Source organism: Egibacter rhizosphaerae (genome assembly GCF_004322855.1).
Classification (GTDB): Bacteria; Actinomycetota; Nitriliruptoria; order Euzebyales; family Egibacteraceae; genus Egibacter; species Egibacter rhizosphaerae.
Genome location: NZ_CP036402.1, coordinates 2,421,284 through 2,446,071, shown reverse-complemented (window position 1 = coordinate 2,446,071; position 24,788 = coordinate 2,421,284). Strand labels below are relative to the sequence as shown.

Here is a 24,788-nt window from a genome sequence, read left to right as displayed (position 1 = left end):
GTGAGGTCCATGATCACGATCAATGGCCTGGCGAAGTCTTTCGGCCCGCGCACACTGTGGTCCAACCTGGACTGCCGTGTCGCTGACGGTGAGATGCTGGCCGTGACCGGCCCCAGCGGAGCGGGCAAGTCGACCCTGCTCAACTGCATCGGCCTGCTCGAGCGGCCCACCCACGGCCAGATCCTGTGCCGCGGCGCCGACATCACCCGCTTCGGCCCGCGAGCACGACGTCGGTTCCGACGCGACGTCCTAGGCTATCTGTTCCAGAGCTACGCGCTCATCGAGACCGCCACGGTCGCCGAGAACCTCAGGGTCACGATGGCTCCCAAGGGGCAGCGACGCGCGGTCTTGCGCGACGCGCTCGACCACGTGGGGCTGGCGGGACACGAGAACGAGCGGATCCATCACCTCAGCGGCGGTGAACAGCAGCGCGTCGCGGTCGCCCGGCTGTTGGTCAAGCAGCCGTCGGTGATCCTGGCCGACGAGCCGACCGGTGCCCTCGACCGCGCCAACGCCGCCGTCGTGATGGACGCGCTACGGGAGATGAGCGCTGCCGGCGCCGCCGTGCTCATCGCCAGCCACACGCCCTCGATCTGGAGCCGATGCGATGCCGTACTCGAGCTCTCGGCCCCGCGGCCCGTGGACGAGCAACCCGGCGCCAGCGCGGGCTCGCGGCCTGGGCGGGGCGTTCAGGCGGCTCGAACCTAGGGAGAGGCTGTTCTTCGACTGCAGTACCGCGAAGAGCTGGGGGTCAGGACTGAGGCGCCGCCAACGTTCGCTCCGCAGACCGTCTCGGCGCGCTGGTCTACTCGACGCGCAGGACGACCTTCCCGCGGACGGTTCCCTCCGAGGCCTCGGCGACGGCGGCCCTGACGTCGGCGAGCTCGTGAACCGACTGGACGCGGGGCGCGAGCCGGCCAGCATCGGCGAGTTCGGCGAGCGAGCGCAGGTGGTCGACGTCCGGGCGGACGAACACGTACGTGCCGCCGCGCTCGTACGCAGCCTGCGGGTCGCGGACGCTCACGACCCGCCCCGGGCTGCGCAGCACGGGGTCGCTGGCCGCCAGCGACCCCTGCGGTGAGAAGTCCGCGACGGCGTCGACCCCGTCGGGCGCGACCTCTCGAACGCGGTCGGCGAGCCCCTCACCGTAGGTCACCGGTTCGCCCCCGAGCTCGCGAAGAACGTCGTGGTTGGCCTCGCGGCAGGTCCCGACCACACGGGCGCCTCGAGCGAGGGCGATCTGCGTCGCGAGGTGGCCCACCCCGCCGGTCGCGGCGTGGATGAGCACGGTGTCGCCACGGCCGACCTCGAGATCCTCGACCAGCGCCTGCCAGGCCGTCATGCCCGCCAGCGGCAGGCAGCTCGCCGCGACTGCGTCGAGCTGCCGCGGCGCGGGCGCGATTCCACGGGCCGGCACCGCGACCTGCTCGGCCCACGTGCCCGCGCCCACGAAGTCCTTGCGGGCGTAGCCGAACACGGCCTGGCCTGGCTCGACGTGGCGCACGGCGGGGCCCACCCCGACGACCTCCCCGGCGACGTCCCACCCGGTGATCAGCGGCCAGATCACCGGGAACGCCGCGTCGAGGCCGCCCTCCACGATCTTGTAGTCGACCGGGTTGATGCTCGCGGCGTGGACGCGCACGAGCGCGTAGTCCGGCCCCACCTTCGGGTCGTCGACCTCGCGGACCTCGAGGACGTCGGGAGCTCCGTAGTCGTCCGCGACGGCAGCGCGCACACGGCACCTCCTCATCGGGCACGGGCGCAGCGTCCCCACTGAAAGCGGGTGGCATCCCTGCCCAGCGCTGCCGACACTCGGCCCGTGGCCGTGAGGCGCGACTCGGGGGAGGTGGCATTCTGCGCAGCGCTGCCGAGACCCCGAACGATCAGCGGGCACGAGCAGGCCGGACCGGTTTCCATGTCGAAAGACGGTGAGCGGGTCGCGTCGGCCAGGATGCGGCTGCACCTCGGTGGCATGGCATGGCACGATGATGAGATTCCTGGTGGCACCCTGTCACGCTGGAAGTGCAACCACCCCGAGCGCTGGGTCCGATCTGTCCGACAAGCTGCTGTTCCTACGCTCCTTCGCCGCGCACCCCCGACGAGTCGGAGCGGTGCTCCCGACGTCGCGCCGTGCGGTGGAATCCATGCTGGCGATGGCCGAGCTCGGACAGGCCGAGCTGGTGGCCGAGCTCGGAGCGGGCACGGGCTCGCACACGCGGGCCATCCTGTCGCAGCTGGGGGCCCGGGCGCGCCTGGTGGCCTTCGAGATCGACCCCGCGATGGCCGCGACGGTGCGCGAGCGTTTGCCCGACCCCCGACTGGAGGTGGTCACGGCCTCGGCCGAGGAGCTGGAACACCACCTCGACGGTCAACGTCCCCAGGTAGTGGTCTCGGCGTTGCCGTTCACGTCGCTGCCCGCGGGCGCCGGCACCGCGATCCTCGACCGCACGGCGCGGACACTGGCCCCGGGCGGTGTGCTGCTGGTCCTGCAGTACTCCCCTCTGATCACCTCGGAGCTGACCCGCCGCTTCGGCTGGGTGCGTCGCAAGATGTGCCTGCGCAACGTGCCGCCCGCGTTCCTCTTCGCCTGTCGCGATCCGCGACCCGCCGACGACGGGCAAGATGCACCCGGCCTCGCCAGTGGACCCTCCTCATGAGCCGGCGCACCTGGCCGCTGGCGTGTCGCTACGCCGTCCCCGCGCTGGCTGCCGGCGCCCTGCTGGTCCGGTCGGGACGGCGCGTCGGCTGGCCCCTGGTCGGGCTGGCGGCTGGCGTGATGGCGTTCTTCCGGGACCCCGCCCGGCCGCTGCCGCGCGAACCCGGCGTGGCCTATGCCGCGTCGGACGGGTTCGTGGCGGCGGTCGACCACCACGTCGAGGAACCGTGGCTGCCGGAGGGACGAGCGACCCGGATCACGGTGTTCCTCTCCTTGACCGACGTGCACGTCAACCGCAGCCCGCTCCCCGGGCGGGTGCAGCGGATGGAGCGCCTCGGGGCGGGCTTCGCGCCAGCTTTGTTGCGCAGAGCGCAGGACAACCACCGCAATCGGCTCCTGCTCGAGGGGCCGGGCGAACCCGTCGTCCTCGTCCAGGTCGCGGGAGCGATCGCCCGCACCATCAGCTGTTGGGTGCGCACGGGCGACGAGCTCGCCGCCGGCCAACGAGTCGGGCTGATCCACTTCGGGTCCCGCACCGACGTGCTGCTGCCGGCGGGTACCGCTGACGTGCTCGTCTCGCCCGGCGATCGAGTCCGCGCCGGCGTCACCCGCCTCGCACGGCTCAAGGACCGGTGAGCGCCATGCGCGAGCACCTCAACTTCCCGAACCTGATCACCAGCGTGAGCCTGTCCGCCGGTTTCGCCGCGCTGCTCCTGGTCCCGGCACGGCCCCTGGCGGCCACCATCCTCGTAGTCGTCGCGGCCGCACTCGACGGCGTCGATGGTTGGCTGGCCAGGCGCCGCGGCGGCGATCTCACGTTCGGGGCGCAACTGGACTCGCTGTCGGATCTGCTGTGCTTCTGCGTCGTCCCGGCCTTCGCGCTGTACCAGGTCGCGGAGCCACTGACCGCCTCCGCCGGGTCGATCATCGCCGGCCTGTTCCTGCTGGCAGGAGCGTGGCGACTCGCCCGCTTCGCACTGCTGCAGCGGCGAGACCACTTCGTCGGGCTCCCGACGCCCGCCGCCGGGATCCTGGTCATGCTGCTGGCGTTCTGGACACCGGTCGTGCCCGCGCTGCTGGGCACCGCCCTGCTCGCGACGCTCATGGCCAGCACCTTGCGATTCCCGACCGTGGCCACCGCCGCAGCCGTGGTGCGGTCCGGTCGCCCGGGGGGCCGATCCTGAGGCGAGCCCCGCTGCGGGTTGCCGCGCACCCACCGCACGAGAGGCCATGACCCCGCTGAGGGACCGCCTTGATGTTCTCGCGGAAGGGAAGCGTTAGCGTGAGTCGGCGTCACCAACGGTCTGGGGTGGCTGATGGCAGGTCTCGGAGGTAGCGGGCGCAGCGTGGCGACCCGAACCGAGAAGGACGCGAAGCTGTTCCAGAAGCAGCAGCGGGAGCGCTCGACGTCCCTCTCGCGCTGGTCCCCGCGGGCCCGCCGGCTGTGGGCCGTGGTCTTCGCCGTGCTGGGTGTCGCTGCGCTCCTCAGCGGCCTTCTCTGACGGCATCGGGACCTGCCGACCGAGCGCGATCGAGGAGGAGGCCCCGTATGGCCCAGGAACCCACGCCACCCGAGGGTGGCCCCCCGCCCGGCGAGGGTGGCTCGGGAGGCATGCCCGTTGCTGGCGCCGGATTGGGGCGGCGATTCCTCGCCCGCCTGCTGGACGGCATCCTCGTGGGGGTGGCCATCAGCATCCTCGCGCCGGTGCTCGGCCTCCCCCCGCCCACCATGGGGCTCGGCGGTCTCGACGCGTGGACCACCGCCGCGGTCACCTCGGGGATCTGGCTCGCCTACTACGTGGCGACCGAAGCGCAGCTGGGCACGACGCTCGGCAAGCGGCTCCTGGGGCTACACGTGGTGGGGCCGGACGGAGGTCACCCGAGCGTGACGGCGGCGACGATCCGCAACGTGTGGCTCCTCTTCGGCCTCGTCCCGCTGGTGGGTGGGCTCGTCCAGCTGGTCGCCGTGATCATCATCGCCGTCACCATCGCCACGAGCGACACCCACCGCGGCAAACACGACGAGTTCGCGGGAACCGCCGTCATCCGGTGAGCAGCCTCGGCGCGGGAGCGTGTTGACCGGCCTCGCGGCGGAAAGCCTCGGGCAGTGATCGGACGGCGGACCAGCGGGGTGGCCTGTGGGCCATCCACTGGAGTGCCGACCGGACCAACGTCGCGCAATTGCGCCCCGTCGAAGCGTCGGGGCTGGTAGCCGAGAAAGTCGAGTGAACCGTGAGTGCTTGGATGAGCCTGTTGGCCGCCTTCGCGACCCCGCTGGGGATGATGGCCCTCGTGCTGCTGGTCGCTCGCTACGAAGCCCGGCTGGTCGCGCCGGACGAGCGTGCCGAACGCATCCGCGGGCTCCTTGCCAGCCCAGCGCATCCGGACGAGATCGAGAAGACGGCCGTCGACATCATCGACTCCGCGTGGCCGCACCGGGAGCGGAAGGACAAGGCGTAGCGCGCCGCCCGACCGCCGCCACGGACGCGTGATCGGAAGGCGGCGAGGCCCACTCGAGCACGCCTCGTCCCGCACGCGCTCGCGCAGCCGGCCGAGTGCGGGCTCTCGGACACCACCCAGTATTCGCTCGTGCCATCCCTTGACGAGATTGCACGGTCGTGCACACTTAGATCGCACGTCCGTACTGTCTATCCGTTCCGCACGGCACGAGGGAACCTCGTCCCCGACGTGCGACCGATCCAGGAGGAGAGCATGTCGGAAGCGACCGTCCCCGTGCCCCACGCCACGACGGCCGACGTCCCCATGGTGGCCGGCGTGCTCGCCCGGTCCTTCCAGGACGATCCCGTGTTCACCTGGAGCATCCCCGATCCGGACCGGCGGCGTGCGCGCTTGCCGACGGTGTTCACCGCCTTCGCCAAGCTCTACCTGCCACACGAGGAGATCTACCTCACCGAAGGCGGGACGGGCGCGGCGATCTGGGCGCCGGCACACGTCGACCCCTTCGACGGCGCAGCCGGGGAGGCCTTCGGCCAGCGCATGGCCGCGCTCCTGGACGAGGCCGAGACCCAGCGCTTCCTCACGGTCGGAGAGGTGTTCGCCGAGCACCACCCCGCCCAGCCGTGGGTGTACCTGCAGCTCATCGGGGTCGAGCCCAACCACCAGGGACGCGGCTTGGGCAGCCAACTGCTGGCGCCGGTGCTCGCGCGCTGCGATGCGAGCGGCACGCCCGCCTATCTCGAGGCCTCGACGGTGCACAACCGACGCCTGTACGAGCGGCACGGCTTCGACACGATGCGCGAGGTCACTCTGCCCGATGGCGGCCCGACGCTGTGGTTGATGTGGCGTGAACCGGGGCGGCCTGGCTAGGGACGATCGCCCTCGCTGCCCACCGACACACCGGGCCGCTGTCGCGAACCCTCAACCGTTCACGCGGCGCGGTGCACCGAGACGGCGTACTCGCTCGAAGCCTCGAAGGGGTCGAGGTCCCAGGTGGCATACCGCTCGACCAGCGAGAGCCCTGCTGCCGAGGCCTCGGCGTCGTAGGTGGCGAGGTCGTAGCTTTTGTCGAGCTGGAAGCCGGTGATGAGCCACCCGCCAGACGTGAGGTGCCGGGCGCAACCGGCCACGACCCCGGCCGTCGTGCCCGGCGCGGTGAACAGCGGGACGTTCCCGGCCATCACGACGACGTCGGACCGGCGCGCGAGATCGAGGTCGGAGAGGTCGGCGCACACCCATTCGATCGCGGGCTCGAGGCGTCGCGCGGTGGACAGCATGGACTCGCTCACGTCGGCGCCCACCACCTGGTAGCCGCGCCGGGCCAGCTCGATGGCCACTCGTCCGGTGCCGCAGCCGGCGTCGAGCACCGTACCGGGCGCGTAGCGCTCGACGAACCGCACCTCCCCGTGCGGGTCCTCCTCGTCGGCCAGTCGCTCAGCGATCCGGCGCTGGTAGTCCTCACCATCCGTGTTCATCATGCGGCCAACCTAACCGCGCGCTCCCCGCGACGGCGTGGGGATCCCGACAACTGACGACATCACCGGCGTGCGGACCGCGGACGAACCTGCGCCGGACGCAATCAAACGGCCGTCGTCGATGCCCTCCACGTTGGATCCCGTTCGCGATGTCGAGGGCGACGAGGCGAGCAGCCCGCGGCATCGGACGAGGGACCGCACGGCCACGGGGCGGTCTGAAGGGGCCGCCAGGCGATCAGGGGGAGGACATCGTGACCCGAGCAGACGACGTCAAGTATCTCGACCGCTTCGTCAAAGACCTTTGGCCCCTCGCAACCGATGTGATCGGCGCGGACGTGACACACGAGGCCGTCGCCGACTCCTCGGACGAACTCCCGGGACCGTTCCGGCTGTCGCGGTCGCGGACACGGCTCGACCTGTCGGCGCCGCCCGCCTTCAGGCCCGACGGGAGCGCCGGGGTCAAGCTCCACATTCCGGACAGCGGTGTGAACACGCTGGAGACACGCATCGCGTACCTGCGGCCACGGCCGCGCATCACGGTCGAGCTCGGCCTCGAGCTGGCGATCTCACCCGACGCCGAGCCCAAGCTCGACGTCGACATGAACGTGGACACCAACCGTCGCGGAAGCTTCTGGGATGCGCTCCTGAACTGGATGGACGAGGTCCGGGAGGGGTTCGAGGAAGGCGATCTCCGTGACGAGTTGGTCTTCTTCTCGAGCGCCCGCTACGACCGCGACGCGGTGCCCGACATCCCCGAGGCCGAGCTCGTCTTCCCCGACCGAGAGCTGCTCGAGGACGGCATCAACCTCGTGTTCGTGCCCGACGGCTTCTCCTCCGACGACCTCGAGCAGTTCGACGAGCTGGTGGAGCAATGCCGCGACCGCCTCCTCGCGGCGGCCGACGACCACGCGAACGAGCCGTTCCACAGCTTCAAGACCGCGCTGCACTTCTGGACCATCAAGCCAGAGCAGACCCCCGACGGCGACCACGTCGTCGGCAGCTACACGCGGGGAGGGTCCGAGCGCGTGGCGCTGGCGAACCTCGCACGTCTCGCCGCGATCGGGCGAGTCGCCGAGCAGGCGTGGCCGGGCCCGACGATCCTCACGTTCGTCGCCAACGCCGACGCGGACCACTTCCCGAACGGGCCGCCCCGCGCGATGGCGCTCGGCAACCTGATCCTCCAGCCGGTCCGCGCGGACTACGCCGACGTGTTCCTCCACGAGCTCGGGCACACGCCGCTCGGCCGCCTCGGCGACGAGTACGTCGAGTCGGGCCGCGGGGACGTCGAGTACCAGGGACAGCCCCGCGCCGTGCCCAACCTCACGAGCGACTCGGACCTCGACAAGTGGGAGCGCTGGCAGGGCGCCTCCGGGAAGCTGCCGGAGTGGGACACGCGCCCGATCGAGGGGTTCGAGGGGGGCGGCTACTTCGGCGAGGGCGTCTGGCGGCCGGCCGAGGACTGCGTGATGGAGAGCTCGCCGGTCACCGCACCGTTCTGCGCGGTCTGCCGCGAGGCGCTCACGAACGGCATCCGCGACGCGCTGCCCCAAGGCCAGCTGCTGTTCGCCGTCGAGCGGGACTCCGGCGAGTCCGGGCACGCCCACCTCGATGCCGACGAGGCCTCGGAGGCCGGGGAGGACATCGTCGTGCCCGCCGGCGGCCCGAGCGAGGTGCGGCTCTCGCTGATCGCCGCGACGCTACCCGAGCCGTGGGAGGTCTCCGCCGAGCTCGACGGGAACGGCGAGCTCAGGACGCGCCGGGATCATCGTGGGGCCCTCGGGCGACCCAACCCCTGGACGACGCTGGAGCTGTCCGCGCATCCGGGCGACCGTCTGGAGGTCTCCATCGCGTCCGCGTGCCCCTTCACACCGTGGGACGAGCTGCCGAGCCACACCGTCGAGTTCATCTTCGTGCCCGACCCCGACTCGGTGGAGCCACCGACCACGCCGACCGACGTCGAGGCGACGCAGTCCTCCATTGGACCGCCCGGGACCAGCCAGGGCGCGAGCCTCACAGCGACCGCGGAGGACCCGAACGGGCAGGATCTCAAGCTCCAGTTCGAGGTCGTGCGTGCCCAGGACTCGTTCACCGGTGGCGTCACCGAGGAGACCGACTGGCTCGACGGTCCGAAGGCCACCGCCTCGACGGGCTACCGCACACCGCTGGAGGGCGTCTTCCAGGCTCGGGCACGCGCCCGGAATCGCTCCGGGCGCACATCCGGATGGTCCGAGGGGGTGCGGTTCACGCTCGAAGCCCAACGTCCCGGCGGCGGTGGTCCCGGGGGCGGAGGTGGGGTGAGGCCACCCGGAGGAGGTCGCCCGCCCCAGACACCCTGAGGCGCGGCGGCAGCGCGGCGGAGACGCCACCACCGGCGACCGCGGATTTTGACGGTCGCCGGTGGGACGCGCGGCGGGCGCTCCCCGAACGTTTCGGGCGAACCGGCTGTCCGGGCGAGCGCCCGCCGCCGTCCCCCACCGCCCGCAGTGTGGACACGACCGCTCCCCCGCCCCCACGGTCCAGTCCACACCCAACCGCACCCAGCCTCCGTGAGGCGGCTGGCACTCGGTGCGGGCTACTCGGGGGCGGGGATGTGCCCCAGGCGGGTGAGCAGCCCGAGTTGGTCGTAGTACACGTCGCCCGCGACGGTCTTCCCGCCGCCGTCGAAGCGCACCACCTCACAAAACGCGGTCTCGGTGTGGATGTTCGACGGCGGGAACGGGCCCAGCGGCCCGTCCTGGACGCCGCGCCCGACGAAGCGGCTCACCGACACATCCCCCGCCTCGAGGTACGTGGCGTCCTCGATGCGGGCGTCGGAGAAGGCCGCGCTCCACGTAGCCAGCAGGCCGACGACCTCGTCGGGCCCGTGGGCGGTCACCCCCTGGGCGTGATCGGTGTAGGTCGCATCCGCGGCGACCATCGCTCGCAGGGCACCCCAGTCGCGACGGTTGAACGCGTCCGCGGTCCTCGCGTGCAGCTCGGCCACCGACCTCGTCTCCTTGGTCGCATCGGTCATAGCCTTCCCCTCCTCGCTCGATACCGGCTCGTGTCGTGGTGCGATCCCGCAGGCCGCAAGGTGTGATCGCGCCCGCGGTGCGTCACGTTCACTCACGCCAGCACGGGCCGCATGAGCGCCTACCTACTCAATCCGCGTTGTGGTTCACTACTCAGAGCACTGGACCTGGCGTTCGGGGGCGGGATGGCTGTTCGGTGGCCGCTCGTCGGTCGCGAGGTCGAGCGCGACCGGATCCTGGGGGCGCTGAGGGAACAGCGTGGGGTCCTGCTCTGCGGCGCCGCTGGAGTGGGCAAGACGCGCCTTGCGCAGGCATGCCTCGACCACGCCCGCCACCGCGCCGGCACGACGGTCCACGCGACCGCCACGGAGGCGCTCGCGAGCATCCCGCTGGGCGCGCTCGCGGTCGTTCTCGACCTGGACTCCGGGAACGACGAGCTGGCCCTCGCCCAGCAGGCGGTGCGCGTTCTGCAGGCCCGGGCGAACGCAGGACGCGTCGTTCTCGTCGTCGATGACGCGCACCTGCTCGACGGCCCGTCGACGGCAGTACTGAACCTGCTCGCCGACGTCCGCGGCATCGGCCTCGTGCTGACCGTCCGCGCGGGCGCACCCATGCCTCGGGAAGTCGAGCAACTCTGGACCTCAGGCCGTGTCGAGCGACTCGACGTGGAACCCCTCGATCGAGGCGCGGTCGAGCGCCTGATCAGCGCCGCGCTGGACGGCCCGGTGGCCTCGGCGACCACCGCCGAGCTATGGCGTTTGAGTCGCGGCAACCCCCTCGTGGTGCGCGAGACCGTGGAAGGCGGCCTGGACAGCGGCCTGCTGTATCACCGGGACGGGGTGTGGCAACACCGCGGCTCACTCGCGTCCACGGGGCGGCTCGCCGCGCTCGTGGAGCAGCGTCTCAACCGCCTCCCCGCTGCCGAGCGGAGCGCCCTGGAGCTGATCGCCGTTGGTGAACCGATCGAGCATGCGCTGCTCGAGCGCCTGGTCGGCACGTCCCGCGTGGTGCAGCTGGAGGAGCGCGGCCTCCTGCGTATACGCGAGAACGGCCGGCGACGCAACGCGCACGCCGCGCACCCGCTGCACCGCGAGGTCCTGCGGGCGGGCATGCCCCACGCGCGCCGGAGGCAGCACTGCGGTGCACTCGCCGTTGGGTTGGAGCTCACGGGCATGCGCCGACGCGAGGATCGCCTGCGGCTCGGGGAGTGGAGACTCGAGGCAGGTGGGGTGGTCGAGCCGGGGGTCCTGGTCGAGGCCTCCCGGGGCGCGCTCCTTGCCGGCGCACCCGAGCAGGCAGTGCGGCTCGCGGAGGGCGCCCTGGACACCGGCGGCGCGATCGCTCGCATCGCCCTCGGGGAGGCACTGGCGGGGGCCGGCAGGCGCGACGCCGCGGAACGGGCGTTCTCGATCGCCGCGGCGCACGCGGCCGGCGAGCGCGAGCAGATCGCGGCGGTGATCTCGAAGGCCGAGCACCTCCTCTACGGCGAGCACCGCCTCGACACAGCGCTGGCGATGCTGGACGAGGCGCGCGCGACATGCACCGATCCCCGCCTGCGTGCCGAGCTCGCGTCCGCCGAAGCCATGTTCGTGAGCTTCGCAGGGGACTTCGACGCGGTGCTGCGGATCGCGGAGCCGGTGCTGTTCCAACACGACGTCAGCGACCGGGCTCGCCTGTCGATGGGGCTGATCGTCGCACTGTCACAGGCCATGCTCGGCCAGCCGAGCGCGGCGCTGCGCAGCATCGAACGGTCCGAAGCGCTCGTCCCCCGCCTTCGCGAGGAGCTCCCTTGGGCGGAGACGTTCCTCGGGATCAGCCGCATGTGGGCGCTGTGGACCCTGGGACGTGTGCACGAGGCCGAGCGGATCGCCCGAGGCGGCTACCAGCGAGCGATCGACGCCGACGCCGTCGACCTGATCGGCGGATGGGGGGTCTGGCTGGCCGCGGTGCTCGTCGAGCGGGGCCGGGTGGCCGAGGCCGCGCACCGCCTCGCCGAGGTCACTCCCGCCCTCGAACAGCACGACCGGTTCGGCATCATGCCCGCTTGTCTGGGCCTGCGGGCACAGGCCGCGGCCCTACTCGGCGCGGTGGACGACGCCCGGGCAGCGCTCGGGCGGCTCGACCACGCTCACGAGCCGGGCGAGCACCGGTTCATGTCGTGGCGCGACCGAGGGCTCACGTGGCTCGCCGCCGCGGAGGGCGATCTCGAGAGCGCCGGCGAGCACGCCCGGCAGGGCGCGGCCTGGGCCGAGGCGCACCAGCAACACGTGTGGGCCCTGTGGTCGCACCACGACCTCGTCCGCCTGGGGCTTCCCGGCCCCGCCGGGGCCGCCCTGCGCCGCGCCGTGGAGCGGATCGACACCCCCTACGTCGCCACGCTCGCCGCGCACGCGACCGCGCTCGAGGAGGAGAACGGCGAGGCGCTCCTGGCCGTCGCCGACCGGTTCGACGAGGCGGGATCGTCCCTGCTCGCGGCCGAGGCGGCCGGCCAGGCAGCGGCATCGCACCGTCACACCGGGTCGCAGGGGCCAGCCCGAGCCACCGCGCGCATGCGCCAGCTCACGCGCACGTGCGACGACGTGTTCACGCTGGTCCTCGAGGAACCGCCGCCGGAGCTCACCGACCGGGAACTCGAGATCGCACGGCTCGCCGTGCGGCACCTCACGAGTCCCGAGATCGCCGAGCACCTGACGATCTCGGTGCGCACGGTCGACAACCACCTCCACCGCGTGTACGCCAAGCTCGGTGTCCGCGGACGAGACGAGCTCGCCGGCCTCGTTTGATGCACCGCCTGAAAGCGTCAGCCCGCAAGATCGAGGGGTGCCTCGCGGCCGCTGGGGTGGCGGCACGGGTCCCCACCGTCGCGGCCAGAGTGGACGAGGTCATTTTCGACACGGTGGTGTGCCGATGAGTGCCTCGCGCCCACCGTGCAGCACTACCTCGCCGGAGACATCGAGGCAGGAACGGGGACATCGTGACCGCGCTGGACGCCGTCGCCATCGCGCTGGGCGCGTTCCTGATCCTCGTCGGGATCGCGCACTTCCTTCTCCCGCGCTACTTCCGTTCGCTGGTGCCTCCGTGGATGCGGACCCCGACCGCAGCGGTCGCCGCCACGGGCGCGCTCGAGATCGCCCTCGGAATCGCCGTCCTGGTACCTGCGACACGCGCCGCGGGCGCCTGGGTGACGGCAGCGCTGTTCGCCGTCTACACCGTGGCCGTGCACGGCGACGCGGCCCTGCGTGCCTCCCAACAGCAGGAGCGATGGCTCGACCGGCCGAGCGGGGTCGTCGCCCGGCTGCTCATCCACATCGTCTACCTCGCATGGGCGGTCGGGATCGCGCTCGGCGCCTGAACGAGGGTCCGCTCAACGCCGCCATCGACCACGCGAACCCGGCTGAATGGCGCTCAGGCCCGGGCGGGCGCCCGCTCGAAGAACGCGGCGAGCTCGCCCGCGAGCTGATCCGGATGAGCGGCGGTCGCCAGGTGACCGCAGCCGGGCAGTTCGCGGAGGCGCGGATCGGCGACGTGCGCGGCGACGTGCTGCACGCCGTCGCGGAACCAGGGCATCGGTGTCGCCGCGCCGTACGTGAGCAACACGGGCACGCTGATGCGTGCGAGCCGTGATGGGTCGGTAGCGCTGAAGCCCTCGGAACGGGCGGTCTGGCGGATCTCCTCGAGATCAACGTGGACGTTCCGCCCAGCGGCGTCCAGGTAGCCCGGCTTGGCAGCAATCACCGCGAGTTCGTCGTCGTTGGTGACCCCCTCGAGGAAGATCCGGGCGGCCTCGGCGTGATCACCAGCGGCAGCCGCCTCAACCATCGCCTCGAGAGCCTCCTCGAATCCCGCCAGCGTGTCACCGTCGATCACCTCGAACACCACCGGCTCGTGCGCCGCGACCGCGGACACCGCCGCGCTCTGAGCCGCTGCCGCGAGGACCCACATGCCCCCTCCCGAGACCCCTGCGAGGCGGACCGGCTCGCCGATGCTCTCCACGTAGGCGGTCACGTCCTCGGCGAGGCGCTGCGGGGCGAGGTCGGGGCTCCGGCCACTCGCTCCCCGGTTGCGGGTGCTCACGAGGTGACAGGTGAAGCGATCACGCAGGAACGGGACGACCGCTGCCCACTCGCATTCGCCGTCGGCCATCGCCCCGTGCACGAGGACGAGCGGTGGCCCGACTCCATGGACGGAGCCGGCGATCTCGGTGCCGTCGGGGGACACTGCGCGGTGTTCACGGTCGGCGGGCATCAGAGTGCTCCTTGGTGGGCGAGGTACCGTCGACGAGGAGCGTGCGGGGCGGCTTCCCGGAGCACATTCGTAGAATTACTGATCCTTGGGGCGGGGGAGAAGGTGGTGCTCCATCGCGAACAGCGCCGCCGCGGCCCGACTCGAGACGCCGAGCTTGCGGTAGACGTGCTGCAGGTGCTGCTCGGCCGTGCGGCGCGAGATCACGAGGCGCTCGGCCACCCCTGCATTCGTGCAGCCCTCGGCGACGAGCGCGAGCACCTCGACCTCCCGGTCGGTGAGGCCACCCGGTCGCCGCCCGCCGACCACCGCGTCGTGGCCGGCCGCCGACAGCACGGCCGCGACCGCGTCCGCGTCGAGCCGGCCGGCGCGGGCCTCGACACGCAATCGCTGCTCTGCCTGCTCGGGAGCCCACGCCGAGCGGTGTGGTCGCGACTGGGTCATCGCCTGGTACACGTCCGCGGCGGCGAGCACACGGGCGGCCAGTGGCTGCGCCGCGGGCCCGCAGGCGCGGTGATACCCGCTAGCGTCACAGCGCTCGTGGTGCATGCCGACGATCGGGGCGAGGGCGGCGAGCGGCTGGGAGGCCGTGACGATGCGCTCCGAGTGGTACGCGTGCAGGCGGACCTGCTCCCACTCGTGCGCGGTCAGCGGCCCGGGCTTCTCCCAGAGGTTGTTCGAGATCGCCACGCGCCCGACGTCGTGCAGGTGGGCGGCCGCCTCGAGGTCGGCGGCCTCGGAGGATCCGAGCCGCAGCCGCTCGCCCGCGGTGCGCGCCAGCGCCGCGACCCCGCTGGCGTGGCCATGTGTGAAGGGCGTCTTCAGGTCGGCGAGATCGCCGAACACCGCCGCGACTTCGATGAGCTCCGCACTCGACCGCGTCGCCGTCGGCCGCGGTTCGGCCTCCCGCACCAGTTGCAGGGGGTCGACGGCATCGAGCTCGCCGAGCATCGGTGCGGCACGACGCGCGAGATGCTCGACCATGGTGGGGTCGAGGATGCCGCCAGCGCGTTCGCGGACCGCCTCGACCACGAGATCGGGCCCCCCGAGGGTATCGAACAGCACCGCGGTGTGGCTGAGCTGCGCTACCCGGGCACCCACCGGGATGTCCTCGCCCGCGAGTCCTTCCGGGGCGCCCCTGCCGTTCCACCACTCGGAGGAATGGTAGACGCCTCGTTGCACCTCCGTCGGCAGCCGTAGGCGGCGTGCGGCCTCTCGTCCGACCTCGCAGGAGGCGGTGTCGAACGCGCGGCCGAAGCGCGGCCCGCGGGCGAGCAGGAACGCTGCGATCCGGAGTTGCTCACGCGCGGAGCGGTTGCGTGTCAGCGCCGGTACGAGGGTGGTGGCGACGTCACGTGGGGAGGCGACGTTCGTGCGCTCCCCGGCGAGGTGCACGACGTGCTCATCACCGAACCGCCGCGCGGTCTCGTGCGCGTAGCCGACGCAGCCGATGTGGAATAGCAACGCGGTGTAGAGCGCGGCCCGCACGTCGTCTGCCCGCAGGTCGAGCGAGCGGGCGAGCGCGGCGGCGAGTGCGGACGCGCGCAACGATTCGCCCGCCTGCAGACCGAAGCCGAGATCGGCCAGGCGGGACAACCCGGCCACCAGGTCCGCCAGCCGCACGGTTCCGAGTTCCACAGCTCCATCCTGGCCTGATCGCGCCCAGGGTCACGGGCACGTGCGAGATACTTGCCGCAGAAGCTGTCGGGCGAGCACTCGACGCGCTCGATCCGAAGCCGCAGCGTTCGATCATCGGCTCCAGGAGCCAAGGCACGTCGAGTGTTCGTCGCGAACGTGCTCCTCGATGCGGTATTCGCGGCGAGTTGATAGGTCACTGTCTGACGGCTAGCTTGTTGATTGTACGTAATAGGTCCCGTAGTCACGTCTCGGCTACGGTCGGACCCGTCGAGTCCGTCTCCAGACATTGCGGACGGTGCGTTGCCCGGATACCCGGTGCACCGAGTACCTGGAGAGGCTCCCCTCTCGGATTGCGCTCCTCGTTCGTTGGGCCACCGGCCCGGGATCGACACCCAGCCGGAAGCTCCCCGACTCCCTCCCAGGGGCGATGTGTTGCACTACAGACATTCGAAGGTGTGGTCGGGTCGCGAGCACGCCGAGCGTTGGCGGGACCAGGCCGGCAGTCCTCCGTCCCGGAGCAGGTCGGATGACGGCAACGGACCGACAGGCCGCGGTGTCGGCCACGCTCATCCAACTGGCGGATACGCTGGTCTCGGAATACGACCTGCTGGAGCACCTCGACCTACTGCTCCATCGATCCGCCAACGTGCTGGAAGCCGAAGCCGGCGGCGTGATGCTGTCCAACCGTCGAGGCGAGCTGCAGCTCCTGGCCTCCACGGACGAGCCTGCGCGGCTGATGGAGCTGCACGAGTTGGCCCGCCAACAGGGGCCGAGCGTCGAGTGTTTCCAGGGCGGAGTACAGGTCGAGGAACTGGAACCCGCACGTGAGTGACGGCGCTGGCCGTGGACCCGACCGGCACTTGGACGGCTCCGGTGTCCCCGACGAGCCTGACCGCCTCGATCGCATCTACGCCCTGGTGGCCAGCCATGACGGCGACGCGCGTCCGTTCGGCCGCCTGCAAGCCGCGTGCCGGGCGGCCGTGGACCTGTTGCCCGTGACCGGTGCCGGCGTCATGTTGATGTCCGATCGCGTCCACCAGGGCACCATCCACGCGACCGACGAGCGCATCTCCTCACTCGAGGAGTTGCAGAACGCCGCCGCGGAGGGACCGTGCATCGACGCCTACACCCTCGGCCGGCCCGTGCTCGAGCCCGACCTCGCCGGCCGAGGCGCGCGGGTATGGCCGGTGCTCGCCCGCGCGGCACTGGACGCGGGCATGCAGGCGCTGTTCAGCTTCCCCCTGCAACTCGACGACACTGCGCTCGGTGCGCTGAACCTGTACCGCGACACACCCGGCGGGCTCGACGACGACCAGGCCGACGACGCCCGCCTGCTCGCCGCGATGATCGCCCGCCAAGTCCTCGCCATGCAGGCGCAGGCCGAACCGGGATCGCTGCCGGCCCAGATCGCTGATCTCTCCGGTGACCGCGCCGCGATCGAGCAGGCCACCGGCATGGTCTCCTCCCAACTCGACGTGTCTATCACCGAAGCGGCCAGGCGACTCCGCGCCTTCGCGGGCGAACAGCAGCGGTCCCTCGCCGAGGTCGCCTACGACGTCGTCAACCGCACGATGCGGCTCGACTGACACGCGTTGAGCCGACAGGTGTGGACACGACGGCCCCCCTCTTCCACCGGTGTGGTCCACACCCGGCCCCGACGGCCGCGGCCTCCACCGAGGTGTGGAGCAAACCACCGGTTCCTCCCGACGGCCGTGTCCACACCCCGAGGACGACTGGCCCTCACAGAGTCGCGCGTGGACGGTTCGGCACGTGGGACGCGCCGACTCGTCCACACCTCGCGGTCCACCGGTGGGCGTCGGCCACCCGGGAACGGTTGCGGGTCTTCACCGCGCACTCACCTCCGACCCCGGACACACGAGAGCGGAGAGTCCGTGGGGGCGAGCAGCCGGGATCGGCTCCGCGGGCTGGCAGTCAAGCGACGAGCGGGACGAGATAGCCCGCGAACATCGCCGCGCCGACCACAGCTGCGGCGTACGCGAACAGGAGCCGGGGACGCATGGTCCTGGCGAGGAGCGCGAGCTCCGGAAGATTGATGCCAGCGGCGGAGATCACCAGGGCGAACGCAGCGCCCAGCCCCATCCCGTTGGTGTGAAGCGCGGACGCGATCGGCAGGAACGCCTCGGTGGAGACGTAGAAGGGGGCTCCCAGGACGGCGGCCGCGGGGACCGCCAGCGGGTTGTCCGGTCCCGCCAGTCGAGCGACGAGCTGGTCGGGGACGAAGCCGACGATGGTCGCGGCGATCGCCACGGCCACCGCCATCGGGACCGCCAAGGCGCGGACCAGCTCCCAGGCGTATTTCCCGGCCAGCGGCATCTCGCGGCGCAGGCCTCGCCAGGGGCGTTCATCGACGAAGGGGTCCCCCACACACGCCGCCGCGGCGGACCCGCCGGTCGCTCGCCCGGTGCCGGCACCCACGCGGCGAGGCGCGGGTCGGAGCCAGCGCTCCACCCCCGCGGCATCGGCGAGGAGCGCGAGCACGACGACGGCCGCGGCGATGAAGGCGGTATAGCCGACCGTGGCCTGCCATCCGAACAGGATGATGAGCACGGCCAGGACGATCGGGTCGAGCAGCGGCGCAGCCAGCAGGAAGGCGCCCCATGTGGCGGTGCGCACACGGGCGTCGACCATCCCGACGAGCATCGGGATCGCCGAGTAGGTGCAGAACGGCACGATGAACCCGAGCCCCAGGCCCTTGAGCGCCGCGGAGCGAGCGCTGCCGCCGAGCCACCGCTGCAGGCGCCCCAGGCCCGTGCAACGCACGGCCAACGCGAGCACGGTCGAGACCACCGCGAGCATCACCAAGAGCTCGACGAACAGGAGCCCGAACTCGGCCGCGAGACCGCGCATGTTCAGAGTCACGAGGCCGCCTCGGGGCCCGCCCCTTCGACAGCGGCGCGTGCGTCGTTCTCGCGGTCACCGCCCATGATCGCCGCGGCCGCGGCCGGCAGCGCGATCAGGCAGTCCTCGTTGATCCGCACGTACGTCGCCGTGCCGACACGCTCCACCCACACGAACCCGTCCGCCGCGAGTCGCCGCACGTGACCGGAGACCGAAGACTGTCCCACGCCCACGGCCTCGACGAGCTCCCCGACGGTCATCGGCTCCCCGCCCTCGGCAAGGACACGCAGCAGCTGCAATCGCGTCGCGTCCGCCAAGCAACGGAACCAGCGCGCGTACTCCTCCGCCTCGGACCGCTCCACCCGCGAGCCCTCCTCGGGTCGCCTGCCTTACATCTATAATCGGCGATGATAGATGTAAGGCTGCAACTCGGCAAGGCCCGTCAGCGGGTCCGCCGCCGTGGCACGCCTACCGGATGATGCTGACGACGGTGTTCGCGTTCGGAACCGCCGAGCCCTACGGAGCAGACCGGTTCGATCTCGCCACGACCACTTGACCCCCTGCACCGGTCGTGACCGGTGCAGGGCGTGGTGACCATGCGTACCGGTCGCCACGCGGCCGCGGCTCACCGGCGCTGTCCGGTGATGACCACGTACTCGGCGGGGAACACGACGCGGCCGTCGTCGGCGGTCTGCGCGGCGAACAACTCGCTGAGCTCGGCCTGCAGGGCCGGCCAGCGGCCGTCGGCCTCGGCGAGCGTGCGGGCCTGCACGACCGGCCCCAGATTGTCGACGTAGCAGGCGACCGCGGCCTCGACCGAGGGATGGGCGATCTCCCACGTCTCCCGCGCGAAGCCGAGCGTGACGTCGGTGCCCTCGAACAACTCGGCGACACGGCCCTCGTCGCCCCATCCGAGCGGCGGGTCGACGAACTCGGGATCGGGCGGCAGGTATCCGGCCACGGTGCGGAAGAAGTCGCCGAACACCCCGTCGGGGGTCCAGGCACACAGCCCGATCCGCCCGCCGGGGGCGAGCACCCGCGCGAGCTCGTCGGCGACGACCTCGTGGCGGGGAGCGAACATGCAGCCGAACGTCGACAGCACGACGTCTGCGTGCCCGTCGGGCAGCGGCAGATCCTCGGCGTCGCCCTCGACCCACTCGACGGCCACCCCGGCGCGCTCGGCGCGGGTGCGCGCGCCCTCGAGCATCGCCGGTGAGAGGTCCACCCCGGTCACCCGCGCACCCGCCTGGGCGGCAGGGAGGGTGGCGTTCCCGGTACCGCAGGCGACGTCGACGACCCGTTCACCGGCGGCGACGCCGAGCCGGCGCACCAAGCGTGCACCCACCTCGTAGAGCCCCTCGGCGCGCATCATCGCGTCGTAGTCGCCGAGCGCCCACACCGAGCGCGCGGCGTCCTTGACGTCCGCAACTTCCTGCACGCTGACCCTCCTCGCTCGTGGATGACGGAGCGGGAGTGTCAGCGAGGCACCGCCCGAAGGCTTCGCCTGCGCGGGCCAACCTCGGCGCGACGGTGTGTGGCCCGATCGGGCCATCTGTCGAGTCAGAGCACGCCGAGGCGACCGGCCCGGGCGACCGCGGCCGCCCGCGACGAGCAGCCGAGCCGCGTGTAGATGTTCGCGAGGTGGCGGTGGACGGTGTGCTCGCTCAGGACGAGCCGTGCCGCGATCTCCTGCTCGGTGAGTCCCTCGGCCGCGAGCCGCAGGACCTCGACCTGCCGCGCCGTGAGCGGCGCCGGTCGGCCGCCCGCCGGACCACTGCCAAGCTCCTCGACGAGCGCCGCGGCCCGAGCGGCCTCCGCCTGGGCGCCCAGTCCGGACAGCTCGGCGTGGGCGCGGCGGGCCTCCACCTCGGCGAGCCCTGCCTGCGAGTCCGCCGAGAACGCTCGCGCGAGCTCGAGCCTCGCCTGTGCCGCCTCCAGGGGTGCACTGGCCCCCTCGTACGCCGCCACGGCGTCGGCGTACCGCTCGCCAGCCTCCGCGAACTCCCCGCGTGCAGCGAACAACCTCGCCTCGGCGAGGCGGGCGCTCGCTCGCACGGGACCGGTCGCGACGACCTCGGCGATGGCACGCAACTGCTCGGTGTAGCCGGCGGCGGTGTCGAGCTCGCCCAGCGCAATACGGCAGCGCATCGCGACCTCCAGCGCGTCCGCGCGGCGGGGACTGTGCGCCGGGGTCTGGCGCAGCCCGCGCTCGGCGAGGCCGGCCGCGCCGGCGGCATCGCCGTCCCCGAGGCGCAGTTCGGCCAGCCCCACCAGTGCCAACGGGTGCTCACCGGCCTGCTCGAACGCGCGCGCCGCGTCGTCGTACCGTCCCTGCCGGCGCCGCAGCTCGCCGAGCCGGGCCGCCGCGTCGCGCTGCCACGACACCGGGCCACGGGGGAGGCTGCGCAGCGCGGCCGTCAGCTCGCGCTCGGCCTCGTCCCACCGGCCGCAGCGAGTGAGGATGCTGCCGTGGTGCGCACGGCAGTTGCCGAGCACGAAGCCGCCGCCGAGGCGGTGGCCGAGTGCGATGACCTCGTGGGACCACTGCGCACCGCGATCGACGTCGCGCAGTTCCTCGCACGCCGACAGCAGCAGGCAGCACGCCCACGCCGCCGGAGCGAGCTGCTCGTACTCGCCGGCGAGCGCGGCGGCAGCCGCCTCGTCGAGGCATCGGAGCCCGTCATCCACGGCTCCCTGCTCGAGGCGGACCGTGCCCTCGGTGGCGAGGCCGAACATCTCGAGGTCGACCGCCTCCTGCGCCCGACCGATCCGCTGCGCCTCGCGGGCGAGTCCCCGCGCCGCCTCGAGGTCAGCCGCGCGAAGCCGGACGTGCGCCTCGAACACCGCCAGCCACCCGTGTTCCGGGCACTCGGGGAGGTCGTCGAGGAGCTTCCGGGCGCGAGCGAACCAGCCGTCGGCAACGGCCCCCGCCCCCCGGAAGAACAGGTGATCGTCGCCGGCCCACAGGGCCATGCGCGCAGCGCCTCGCCGGTCGCCCGTCACCCGGTACGCCCGGAACGCGCGATCGCGCGCAGCGAGGCAGGCGTCGAGGTCCTCCTGCCACCAATGCACCCAGCTGAGCCCCTCGAGGGCGGCAGGGTTCTCTCCCTGCTCGAGGACCGACTCGAACGATGTCCGCGCGTGCTCCCACGCGCCCCGAGCCAAGGCGTCGCGCCCGGCCGCCAGTTCGTCGCCCGCTGCCGTGGCCTGCTCGGCCATCCGCGCTGGCCCCTCCCGTCGGGGGTGGGCTGTCCCACCCTGACGGCAGTGTGTGCGCACCGGCCCGGTGCCGTCGATCCCCTGGCCGACGCGCCCGCTCGACCTCCCGCGGTCGACGCGGCACCGGTGGAGGAAGCGGGCAAGCCGGGTACCGTGCCCCGGCGAGGATCGCGAGGAGCGTGAACGTGTCGGGAGAGATCCGGGTCGGCACGAGCGGCTGGCAGTACGACGACTGGCGCGGCGTCGTCTACCCCGACGACGTGCCGAAACGGCGCTGGCTCGCGCACTACGCCGCGCGGTTCCCCACCGTCGAGGTCAACTCGACGTTCTACCGCCTCGCACGCGAGTCGACCGTGGCCGAATGGCGGGACGCCGCACCGAATGAGTTCGAGTTCGTCCTCAAGGGCAGCCGGTTCATCACCCACCAGAAGAAGCTCAACGAGCCGACCGAGGCCCTCGAGCGGTTCTTCGAGCCGCTCGGCCCGGTACTCGACCGCACCGCGGCGATCCTGTGGCAGCTGCCGGGCAGGTGGCGGCGCAACGCAGAGCGTCTGGACCAGTTCCTGACGGCCCTGCCGACGGGGCACCGCTACGCGGTCGAGTTCCGCGACGACGATTGGTTCCACGAGGAGACCTACGAGGTGCTCGATCGGCACGGCGTGGCGAACGTGTGGCTGTCGTCGAGCCTCACCGGCTCACACGAGCTCGTCGCCACCGGCGACCACGTCTATGTCCGCTTCCACGGCCTCGACCCCGAGGAGCCGTACCGCTACGACTACTCGCGCGAGGAGCTGGAACCGTGGGCCGAACGGTTGCGCGACGTCGCCGATCAGGGCACACCGGCGTGGGCGTTCTTCAACAACGACCACCAGGGCCACGCGCCGCGCAACGCCGAGACGCTGATCGACCTGCTCGGGGAGGCCGCGCGGGCGTCGCCGGACGAGAGCTGAGCGTGCGTGGACAAGCGGTCAGGGCTCGGAGGAGCCCGGCGGTGGGTCCGGAGGATGCGACGGGACCAGGTGGACGCGGTGGATGCGGCGGGCACTCGCTTGCGCCACCTCGAGGCGTCATCCACCGAGCGCGAGGCCCTCGCCGACGGCCGAGCGCTCCGAGGGTCTCGGGGAGCACGACGGGGGGCCGCGCAACGTCGCCGACCTGTCCGGTCGCGTCGTACAGGTCCCGCAGGTGCGCGATCCCGACGACGTGGTCGAGGTCGCCGGCATAGACCGGAGCGCGCGAGTGGCGGGTCTCCACGAGTCGACGCGCTGCAACGCTGACGTCCGCGTCGTCGGGCAGGGCAGTGATGTCCGGGCGCGCGACGAGGATCTGCCGCAACGTGCGGTCGGCAACCGCGAAGGCGCCCTCGATGACGGCCCGTCGATGCGCGTCCAGGTCCGGTTGGGCCGCCACCATGTCCCGCAGCTCCTGTTCGGTCACGGCCTGCCGATCGAGCGTGGGGTCACCACCGAGCGCCCGCACGACCGCGTCGGTGATGCGGCCGAGCACCCAGATGACCGGGCGGGCCACCGCAGCGAGCACGGCCAGGGGACACGCCGCCAGCAGGCCCCAGGCCTCGGCGCGCTGCATCGCCAAGCGTTTGGGGACCAGCTCGCCGGCGACGAGGGCGACGAACGTCAACGCGAGCACCACGAGCACGACCGCGGTGGGACGCGCCGCGGCTCCCAGCGGCGCGAGCGGCCCGACGAGCGGCTCCGCGAGCGTCACGGCCGCGGTGGCCGAGGCGAGGAAGCCGGTCAGCGTGATCCCGATCTGCACCGTGGACATGAACCGGTTGGGATCGGGGGCCAGCCGCGCGAGCGCACTGCCGGCCCGACCGCGCTCACCGAGACGGGCCAGTTGACCCTCCCGGAGGCTGATGAGCGCGATCTCGCTGCCCGACAGCAGCGCGTTGATCAGCACCAGGACGGCCACGATCAGCACCTGCACCCAGACGGCGTCCACGACGGGCGCTCCTTCGCGTCGAAGCTCTCTCAGTGCCAGGATCGCGCATGAGCGAGCTACGAACCCCCCGCCTCGTCCGTCGCTGGCTGGTCGACGCTGAAGAGGTCGCCCGGCTGGCACGCGAGCGCCTCGCACAGGGCGGTCAGGGTCGTGAAGCGCACGGCTTTGGCCCGGTTGTTCTTCAACACCGACAGGTTGACCACGGTGACCCCGACCCGCTCGGCGAGCTCGGTGAGGGTCATGCCGCGAGCGGCCAGCAGCTCGTCGAGGTGGCAGCGCACCCGGTGCTCACCGGTGCCGTGGTCCGGCGGCATCAGACCAGCCCTTCGACGTCCTGCGCGAGACGCTGGCCGTGCGCGAACGCTTGTGCCAGCACCATGAGGACAGCCGCGAGCAGGAGCCACCCCGCGTCCAGCTGCAGGATCGTGTAGCTCAGCGACGCCGGCGATTCCGCGATGCCCAGGTGGTCGAACACCGCGGCGGCGGCAGCCCCGTCCAGCATCCTGGGGAAGAGCGCGCTCGCGAGCACGACCACGGCCAGCCAGCGCAAGCGACCCGGTGCGGCGCCCGTGAAGGGCCGCCCGGAGCCGATGTCCCGGAGGACCTGAGCCAGTAGCCACGCGCCCGTCACGCCCAGCAGGCCGCCGACGAGGGTGCCCGCGACGGTGAGGAGCCGAAGTGCGAGGGGGAGCGTGTCGGCGACCAGCCGGTAGCGCGCCTCATCGGCCTCCAGGTGGGTTCCGTCAGGCAGTCCATCCTCGACGGCGGCCTCGTCGAGCAGCACATCCTCGACCCCCACCGCCACGTCGGCGCCCGAGCTCCCGACCGCCACCACGGCCTCGACTCCCACGGCGACGAGCACCACGACGGCCACGAACATCACGAACCCCGCCAAGAGCCGCCCGCCGCCGACCGGCTCGACGGGTTCATCCGGTTCGGTCGGCTCCTCCGGCTCGGTCGCTTCCCCGTCCCGGCCTCCCACCTGCTCATCCGACATCTCCAGCCCCTTCCACCCGACGCCTTATCGAATAACGATAAGGTATCGATAAACGATATGCAACCTCCGGTTCACCGGGTGAGCCGGGCGGGTCCCCACCGCGCGCCGGGACGATCACCCATGCCGCTCAGGGATTGCACCGATGAGTTCTGCGCCGCGAACGCGTCACACTTCCGGGAGCACCGACGCTTCACGTCCTCGCTCCCGAGCGGCCCGTTTCCGCGGCCGCGGTGGCCGTCGGGCGCCGACTTTCGTGGGGGGAGGCGGCGCCC

At 72.1% G+C, this 24,788-nt stretch carries 26 protein-coding genes; 14 read left to right on the top strand and 12 right to left on the bottom strand.

Annotated elements, in window-relative coordinates; all coding sequences use genetic code 11:
* Positions 1 to 9 precede the first annotated feature (9 nt).
* Positions 10 to 708, top strand: coding sequence for an ABC transporter ATP-binding protein (locus ER308_RS11430; RefSeq protein ID WP_131155111.1), 699 nt, complete (start codon positions 10 to 12; stop codon positions 706 to 708).
* A 97-nt stretch (positions 709 to 805) separates the two neighbouring features.
* Here the strand turns inward: ER308_RS11430 and ER308_RS11425 are convergent, their stop codons facing one another.
* Positions 806 to 1,735 carry an NADP-dependent oxidoreductase gene (locus tag ER308_RS11425; protein WP_205745576.1) on the bottom strand — a complete coding sequence of 310 codons (930 nt, stop codon included), beginning with the start codon at positions 1,733 to 1,735 and terminating at the stop codon, positions 806 to 808.
* Between the two features lie 376 nt (positions 1,736 to 2,111).
* On the opposite strand from ER308_RS11425, the gene ER308_RS11420 reads away from it, so the two are divergent.
* The 7 genes from ER308_RS11420 to ER308_RS11395 all read left to right on the top strand — a co-directional run bounded on the left by ER308_RS11420 (position 2,112) and on the right by ER308_RS11395 (position 5,983).
* A complete protein-coding gene (locus ER308_RS11420; RefSeq protein WP_205745575.1) occupies positions 2,112 to 2,657 on the top strand; it encodes a class I SAM-dependent methyltransferase in 546 nt (181 codons plus the stop codon).
* Entirely contained in the window at positions 2,654 to 3,292 is a 639-nt protein-coding gene (locus ER308_RS11415; RefSeq protein WP_131155109.1) for a phosphatidylserine decarboxylase, read from the top strand. Before ER308_RS11420 ends, ER308_RS11415 begins: the two co-directional genes overlap by 4 nt.
* A gap of 5 nt (positions 3,293 to 3,297) precedes the next feature.
* The gene (locus ER308_RS11410) at positions 3,298 to 3,840 is read left to right on the top strand and encodes a CDP-alcohol phosphatidyltransferase family protein (protein ID WP_240732090.1); all 543 of its coding nucleotides are present in this window, start codon (positions 3,298 to 3,300) and stop codon (positions 3,838 to 3,840) included.
* A gap of 162 nt (positions 3,841 to 4,002) precedes the next feature.
* Entirely contained in the window at positions 4,003 to 4,158 is a 156-nt protein-coding gene (locus tag ER308_RS21600) for a hypothetical protein (protein WP_165492019.1), read from the top strand.
* Positions 4,159 to 4,205: 47 nt separating this feature from the next.
* A complete protein-coding gene (locus ER308_RS11405) occupies positions 4,206 to 4,709 on the top strand; it encodes an RDD family protein (RefSeq protein ID WP_131155107.1) in 504 nt (167 codons plus the stop codon).
* 191 nt (positions 4,710 to 4,900) lie between these two features.
* Positions 4,901 to 5,116 (top strand): hypothetical protein, encoded by a 216-nt coding sequence (locus ER308_RS11400; protein ID WP_131155106.1) that lies wholly within the window; start codon positions 4,901 to 4,903, stop codon positions 5,114 to 5,116.
* 252 nt (positions 5,117 to 5,368) lie between these two features.
* Positions 5,369 to 5,983 carry a GNAT family N-acetyltransferase gene (locus tag ER308_RS11395; RefSeq protein WP_131155105.1) on the top strand — a complete coding sequence of 205 codons (615 nt, stop codon included), beginning with the start codon at positions 5,369 to 5,371 and terminating at the stop codon, positions 5,981 to 5,983.
* A gap of 59 nt (positions 5,984 to 6,042) precedes the next feature.
* On the opposite strand, the gene ER308_RS11390 is transcribed toward ER308_RS11395, so the two are convergent.
* Positions 6,043 to 6,588: a class I SAM-dependent methyltransferase gene (locus ER308_RS11390; protein WP_131156994.1), complete on the bottom strand. Its 546-nt coding sequence runs from the start codon at positions 6,586 to 6,588 to the stop codon at positions 6,043 to 6,045.
* Between the two features lie 251 nt (positions 6,589 to 6,839).
* On the opposite strand from ER308_RS11390, the gene ER308_RS11385 reads away from it, so the two are divergent.
* On the top strand, positions 6,840 to 8,924 hold the full coding sequence (locus ER308_RS11385) for a M64 family metallopeptidase (protein WP_131155104.1): 2,085 nt from the start codon (positions 6,840 to 6,842) through the stop codon (positions 8,922 to 8,924).
* A 236-nt stretch (positions 8,925 to 9,160) separates the two neighbouring features.
* Here ER308_RS11385 and ER308_RS11380 read toward each other — a convergent pair whose 3' ends face one another.
* Positions 9,161 to 9,601 (bottom strand): ester cyclase, encoded by a 441-nt coding sequence (locus ER308_RS11380; protein ID WP_131155103.1) that lies wholly within the window; start codon positions 9,599 to 9,601, stop codon positions 9,161 to 9,163.
* Between the two features lie 111 nt (positions 9,602 to 9,712).
* On the opposite strand from ER308_RS11380, the gene ER308_RS22800 reads away from it, so the two are divergent.
* Both ER308_RS22800 and ER308_RS11370 read left to right on the top strand, forming a co-directional pair.
* On the top strand, positions 9,713 to 12,382 hold the full coding sequence (locus ER308_RS22800; protein WP_131155102.1) for a LuxR C-terminal-related transcriptional regulator: 2,670 nt from the start codon (positions 9,713 to 9,715) through the stop codon (positions 12,380 to 12,382).
* 191 nt (positions 12,383 to 12,573) lie between these two features.
* Positions 12,574 to 12,951: a DoxX family protein gene (locus ER308_RS11370; protein ID WP_131155101.1), complete on the top strand. Its 378-nt coding sequence runs from the start codon at positions 12,574 to 12,576 to the stop codon at positions 12,949 to 12,951.
* Between the two features lie 53 nt (positions 12,952 to 13,004).
* On the opposite strand, the gene ER308_RS11365 is transcribed toward ER308_RS11370, so the two are convergent.
* Positions 13,005 to 13,844 (bottom strand): alpha/beta fold hydrolase, encoded by an 840-nt coding sequence (locus tag ER308_RS11365; RefSeq protein ID WP_131155100.1) that lies wholly within the window; start codon positions 13,842 to 13,844, stop codon positions 13,005 to 13,007.
* Positions 13,845 to 13,919: 75 nt separating this feature from the next.
* Positions 13,920 to 15,479: an HD domain-containing phosphohydrolase gene (locus ER308_RS11360; RefSeq protein WP_131155099.1), complete on the bottom strand. Its 1,560-nt coding sequence runs from the start codon at positions 15,477 to 15,479 to the stop codon at positions 13,920 to 13,922.
* Between the two features lie 526 nt (positions 15,480 to 16,005).
* Here ER308_RS11360 and ER308_RS11355 point away from each other — a divergent pair.
* Positions 16,006 to 16,311: a hypothetical protein gene (locus ER308_RS11355; protein ID WP_131155098.1), complete on the top strand. Its 306-nt coding sequence runs from the start codon at positions 16,006 to 16,008 to the stop codon at positions 16,309 to 16,311.
* Complete coding sequence (locus tag ER308_RS11350) at positions 16,304 to 17,065, top strand: GAF and ANTAR domain-containing protein (RefSeq protein ID WP_131155097.1); 762 nt, start codon at positions 16,304 to 16,306, stop codon at positions 17,063 to 17,065. The genes ER308_RS11355 and ER308_RS11350 overlap by 8 nt, the downstream gene beginning before the upstream one ends.
* 346 nt (positions 17,066 to 17,411) lie before the next feature.
* On the opposite strand, the gene ER308_RS11345 is transcribed toward ER308_RS11350, so the two are convergent.
* The 4 genes from ER308_RS11345 to ER308_RS11325 form a co-directional block, all read right to left on the bottom strand.
* Complete coding sequence (locus ER308_RS11345) at positions 17,412 to 18,359, bottom strand: permease (RefSeq protein ID WP_131155096.1); 948 nt, start codon at positions 18,357 to 18,359, stop codon at positions 17,412 to 17,414.
* Positions 18,356 to 18,700: an ArsR/SmtB family transcription factor gene (locus ER308_RS11340; protein ID WP_131155095.1), complete on the bottom strand. Its 345-nt coding sequence runs from the start codon at positions 18,698 to 18,700 to the stop codon at positions 18,356 to 18,358. Before ER308_RS11340 ends, ER308_RS11345 begins: the two co-directional genes overlap by 4 nt.
* A 263-nt stretch (positions 18,701 to 18,963) precedes the next feature.
* Positions 18,964 to 19,776 (bottom strand): class I SAM-dependent methyltransferase, encoded by an 813-nt coding sequence (locus ER308_RS11330; protein ID WP_165492018.1) that lies wholly within the window; start codon positions 19,774 to 19,776, stop codon positions 18,964 to 18,966.
* A 122-nt stretch (positions 19,777 to 19,898) separates the two neighbouring features.
* A complete protein-coding gene (locus tag ER308_RS11325) occupies positions 19,899 to 21,557 on the bottom strand; it encodes a LuxR family transcriptional regulator (protein WP_131155093.1) in 1,659 nt (552 codons plus the stop codon).
* A gap of 185 nt (positions 21,558 to 21,742) precedes the next feature.
* On the opposite strand from ER308_RS11325, the gene ER308_RS11320 reads away from it, so the two are divergent.
* Entirely contained in the window at positions 21,743 to 22,507 is a 765-nt protein-coding gene (locus ER308_RS11320) for a DUF72 domain-containing protein (protein ID WP_165492017.1), read from the top strand.
* On the opposite strand, the gene ER308_RS11315 is transcribed toward ER308_RS11320, so the two are convergent.
* From ER308_RS11315 to ER308_RS11305, 3 genes are read right to left on the bottom strand one after another with little or no spacing between them, the layout of a single operon-like run.
* Positions 22,413 to 23,519 carry a hemolysin family protein gene (locus ER308_RS11315; RefSeq protein WP_131155091.1) on the bottom strand — a complete coding sequence of 369 codons (1,107 nt, stop codon included), beginning with the start codon at positions 23,517 to 23,519 and terminating at the stop codon, positions 22,413 to 22,415. The two genes, ER308_RS11320 and ER308_RS11315, sit on opposite strands and share 95 nt — an antisense overlap.
* A 56-nt stretch (positions 23,520 to 23,575) precedes the next feature.
* Positions 23,576 to 23,833 carry a helix-turn-helix domain-containing protein gene (locus ER308_RS11310; RefSeq protein ID WP_131155090.1) on the bottom strand — a complete coding sequence of 86 codons (258 nt, stop codon included), beginning with the start codon at positions 23,831 to 23,833 and terminating at the stop codon, positions 23,576 to 23,578.
* Entirely contained in the window at positions 23,833 to 24,516 is a 684-nt protein-coding gene (locus ER308_RS11305; RefSeq protein WP_131155089.1) for a DUF2975 domain-containing protein, read from the bottom strand. Before ER308_RS11305 ends, ER308_RS11310 begins: the two co-directional genes overlap by 1 nt.
* Between the last annotated feature and the right edge of the window lie 272 nt (positions 24,517 to 24,788).

Excerpts from the sequence above, each read along its gene's own strand:
- ER308_RS11390 (WP_131156994.1), bottom strand. The coding sequence starts at position 6,588 with ATGAACACGGATGGTGAGGACTACCAGCGCCGGATCGCTGAGCGACTG.
- ER308_RS11380 (WP_131155103.1), bottom strand. The coding sequence starts at position 9,601 with ATGACCGATGCGACCAAGGAGACGAGGTCGGTGGCCGAGCTGCACGCG.
- ER308_RS11365 (WP_131155100.1), bottom strand. The coding sequence starts at position 13,844 with ATGCCCGCCGACCGTGAACACCGCGCAGTGTCCCCCGACGGCACCGAG.
- ER308_RS11405 (WP_131155107.1), top strand. The coding sequence starts at position 4,206 with ATGGCCCAGGAACCCACGCCACCCGAGGGTGGCCCCCCGCCCGGCGAG.
- ER308_RS11415 (WP_131155109.1), top strand. The coding sequence starts at position 2,654 with ATGAGCCGGCGCACCTGGCCGCTGGCGTGTCGCTACGCCGTCCCCGCG.
- ER308_RS11410 (WP_240732090.1), top strand. The coding sequence starts at position 3,298 with ATGCGCGAGCACCTCAACTTCCCGAACCTGATCACCAGCGTGAGCCTG.
- ER308_RS11430 (WP_131155111.1), top strand. The coding sequence starts at position 10 with ATGATCACGATCAATGGCCTGGCGAAGTCTTTCGGCCCGCGCACACTG.
- ER308_RS22800 (WP_131155102.1), top strand. The coding sequence starts at position 9,713 with ATGAGCGCCTACCTACTCAATCCGCGTTGTGGTTCACTACTCAGAGCA.
- ER308_RS11310 (WP_131155090.1), bottom strand. The coding sequence starts at position 23,833 with ATGCCGCCGGACCACGGCACCGGTGAGCACCGGGTGCGCTGCCACCTC.
- ER308_RS11395 (WP_131155105.1), top strand. The coding sequence starts at position 5,369 with ATGTCGGAAGCGACCGTCCCCGTGCCCCACGCCACGACGGCCGACGTC.
- ER308_RS11400 (WP_131155106.1), top strand. The coding sequence starts at position 4,901 with ATGAGCCTGTTGGCCGCCTTCGCGACCCCGCTGGGGATGATGGCCCTC.
- ER308_RS11305 (WP_131155089.1), bottom strand. The coding sequence starts at position 24,516 with ATGTCGGATGAGCAGGTGGGAGGCCGGGACGGGGAAGCGACCGAGCCG.
- ER308_RS11325 (WP_131155093.1), bottom strand. The coding sequence starts at position 21,557 with ATGGCCGAGCAGGCCACGGCAGCGGGCGACGAACTGGCGGCCGGGCGC.
- ER308_RS11355 (WP_131155098.1), top strand. The coding sequence starts at position 16,006 with ATGACGGCAACGGACCGACAGGCCGCGGTGTCGGCCACGCTCATCCAA.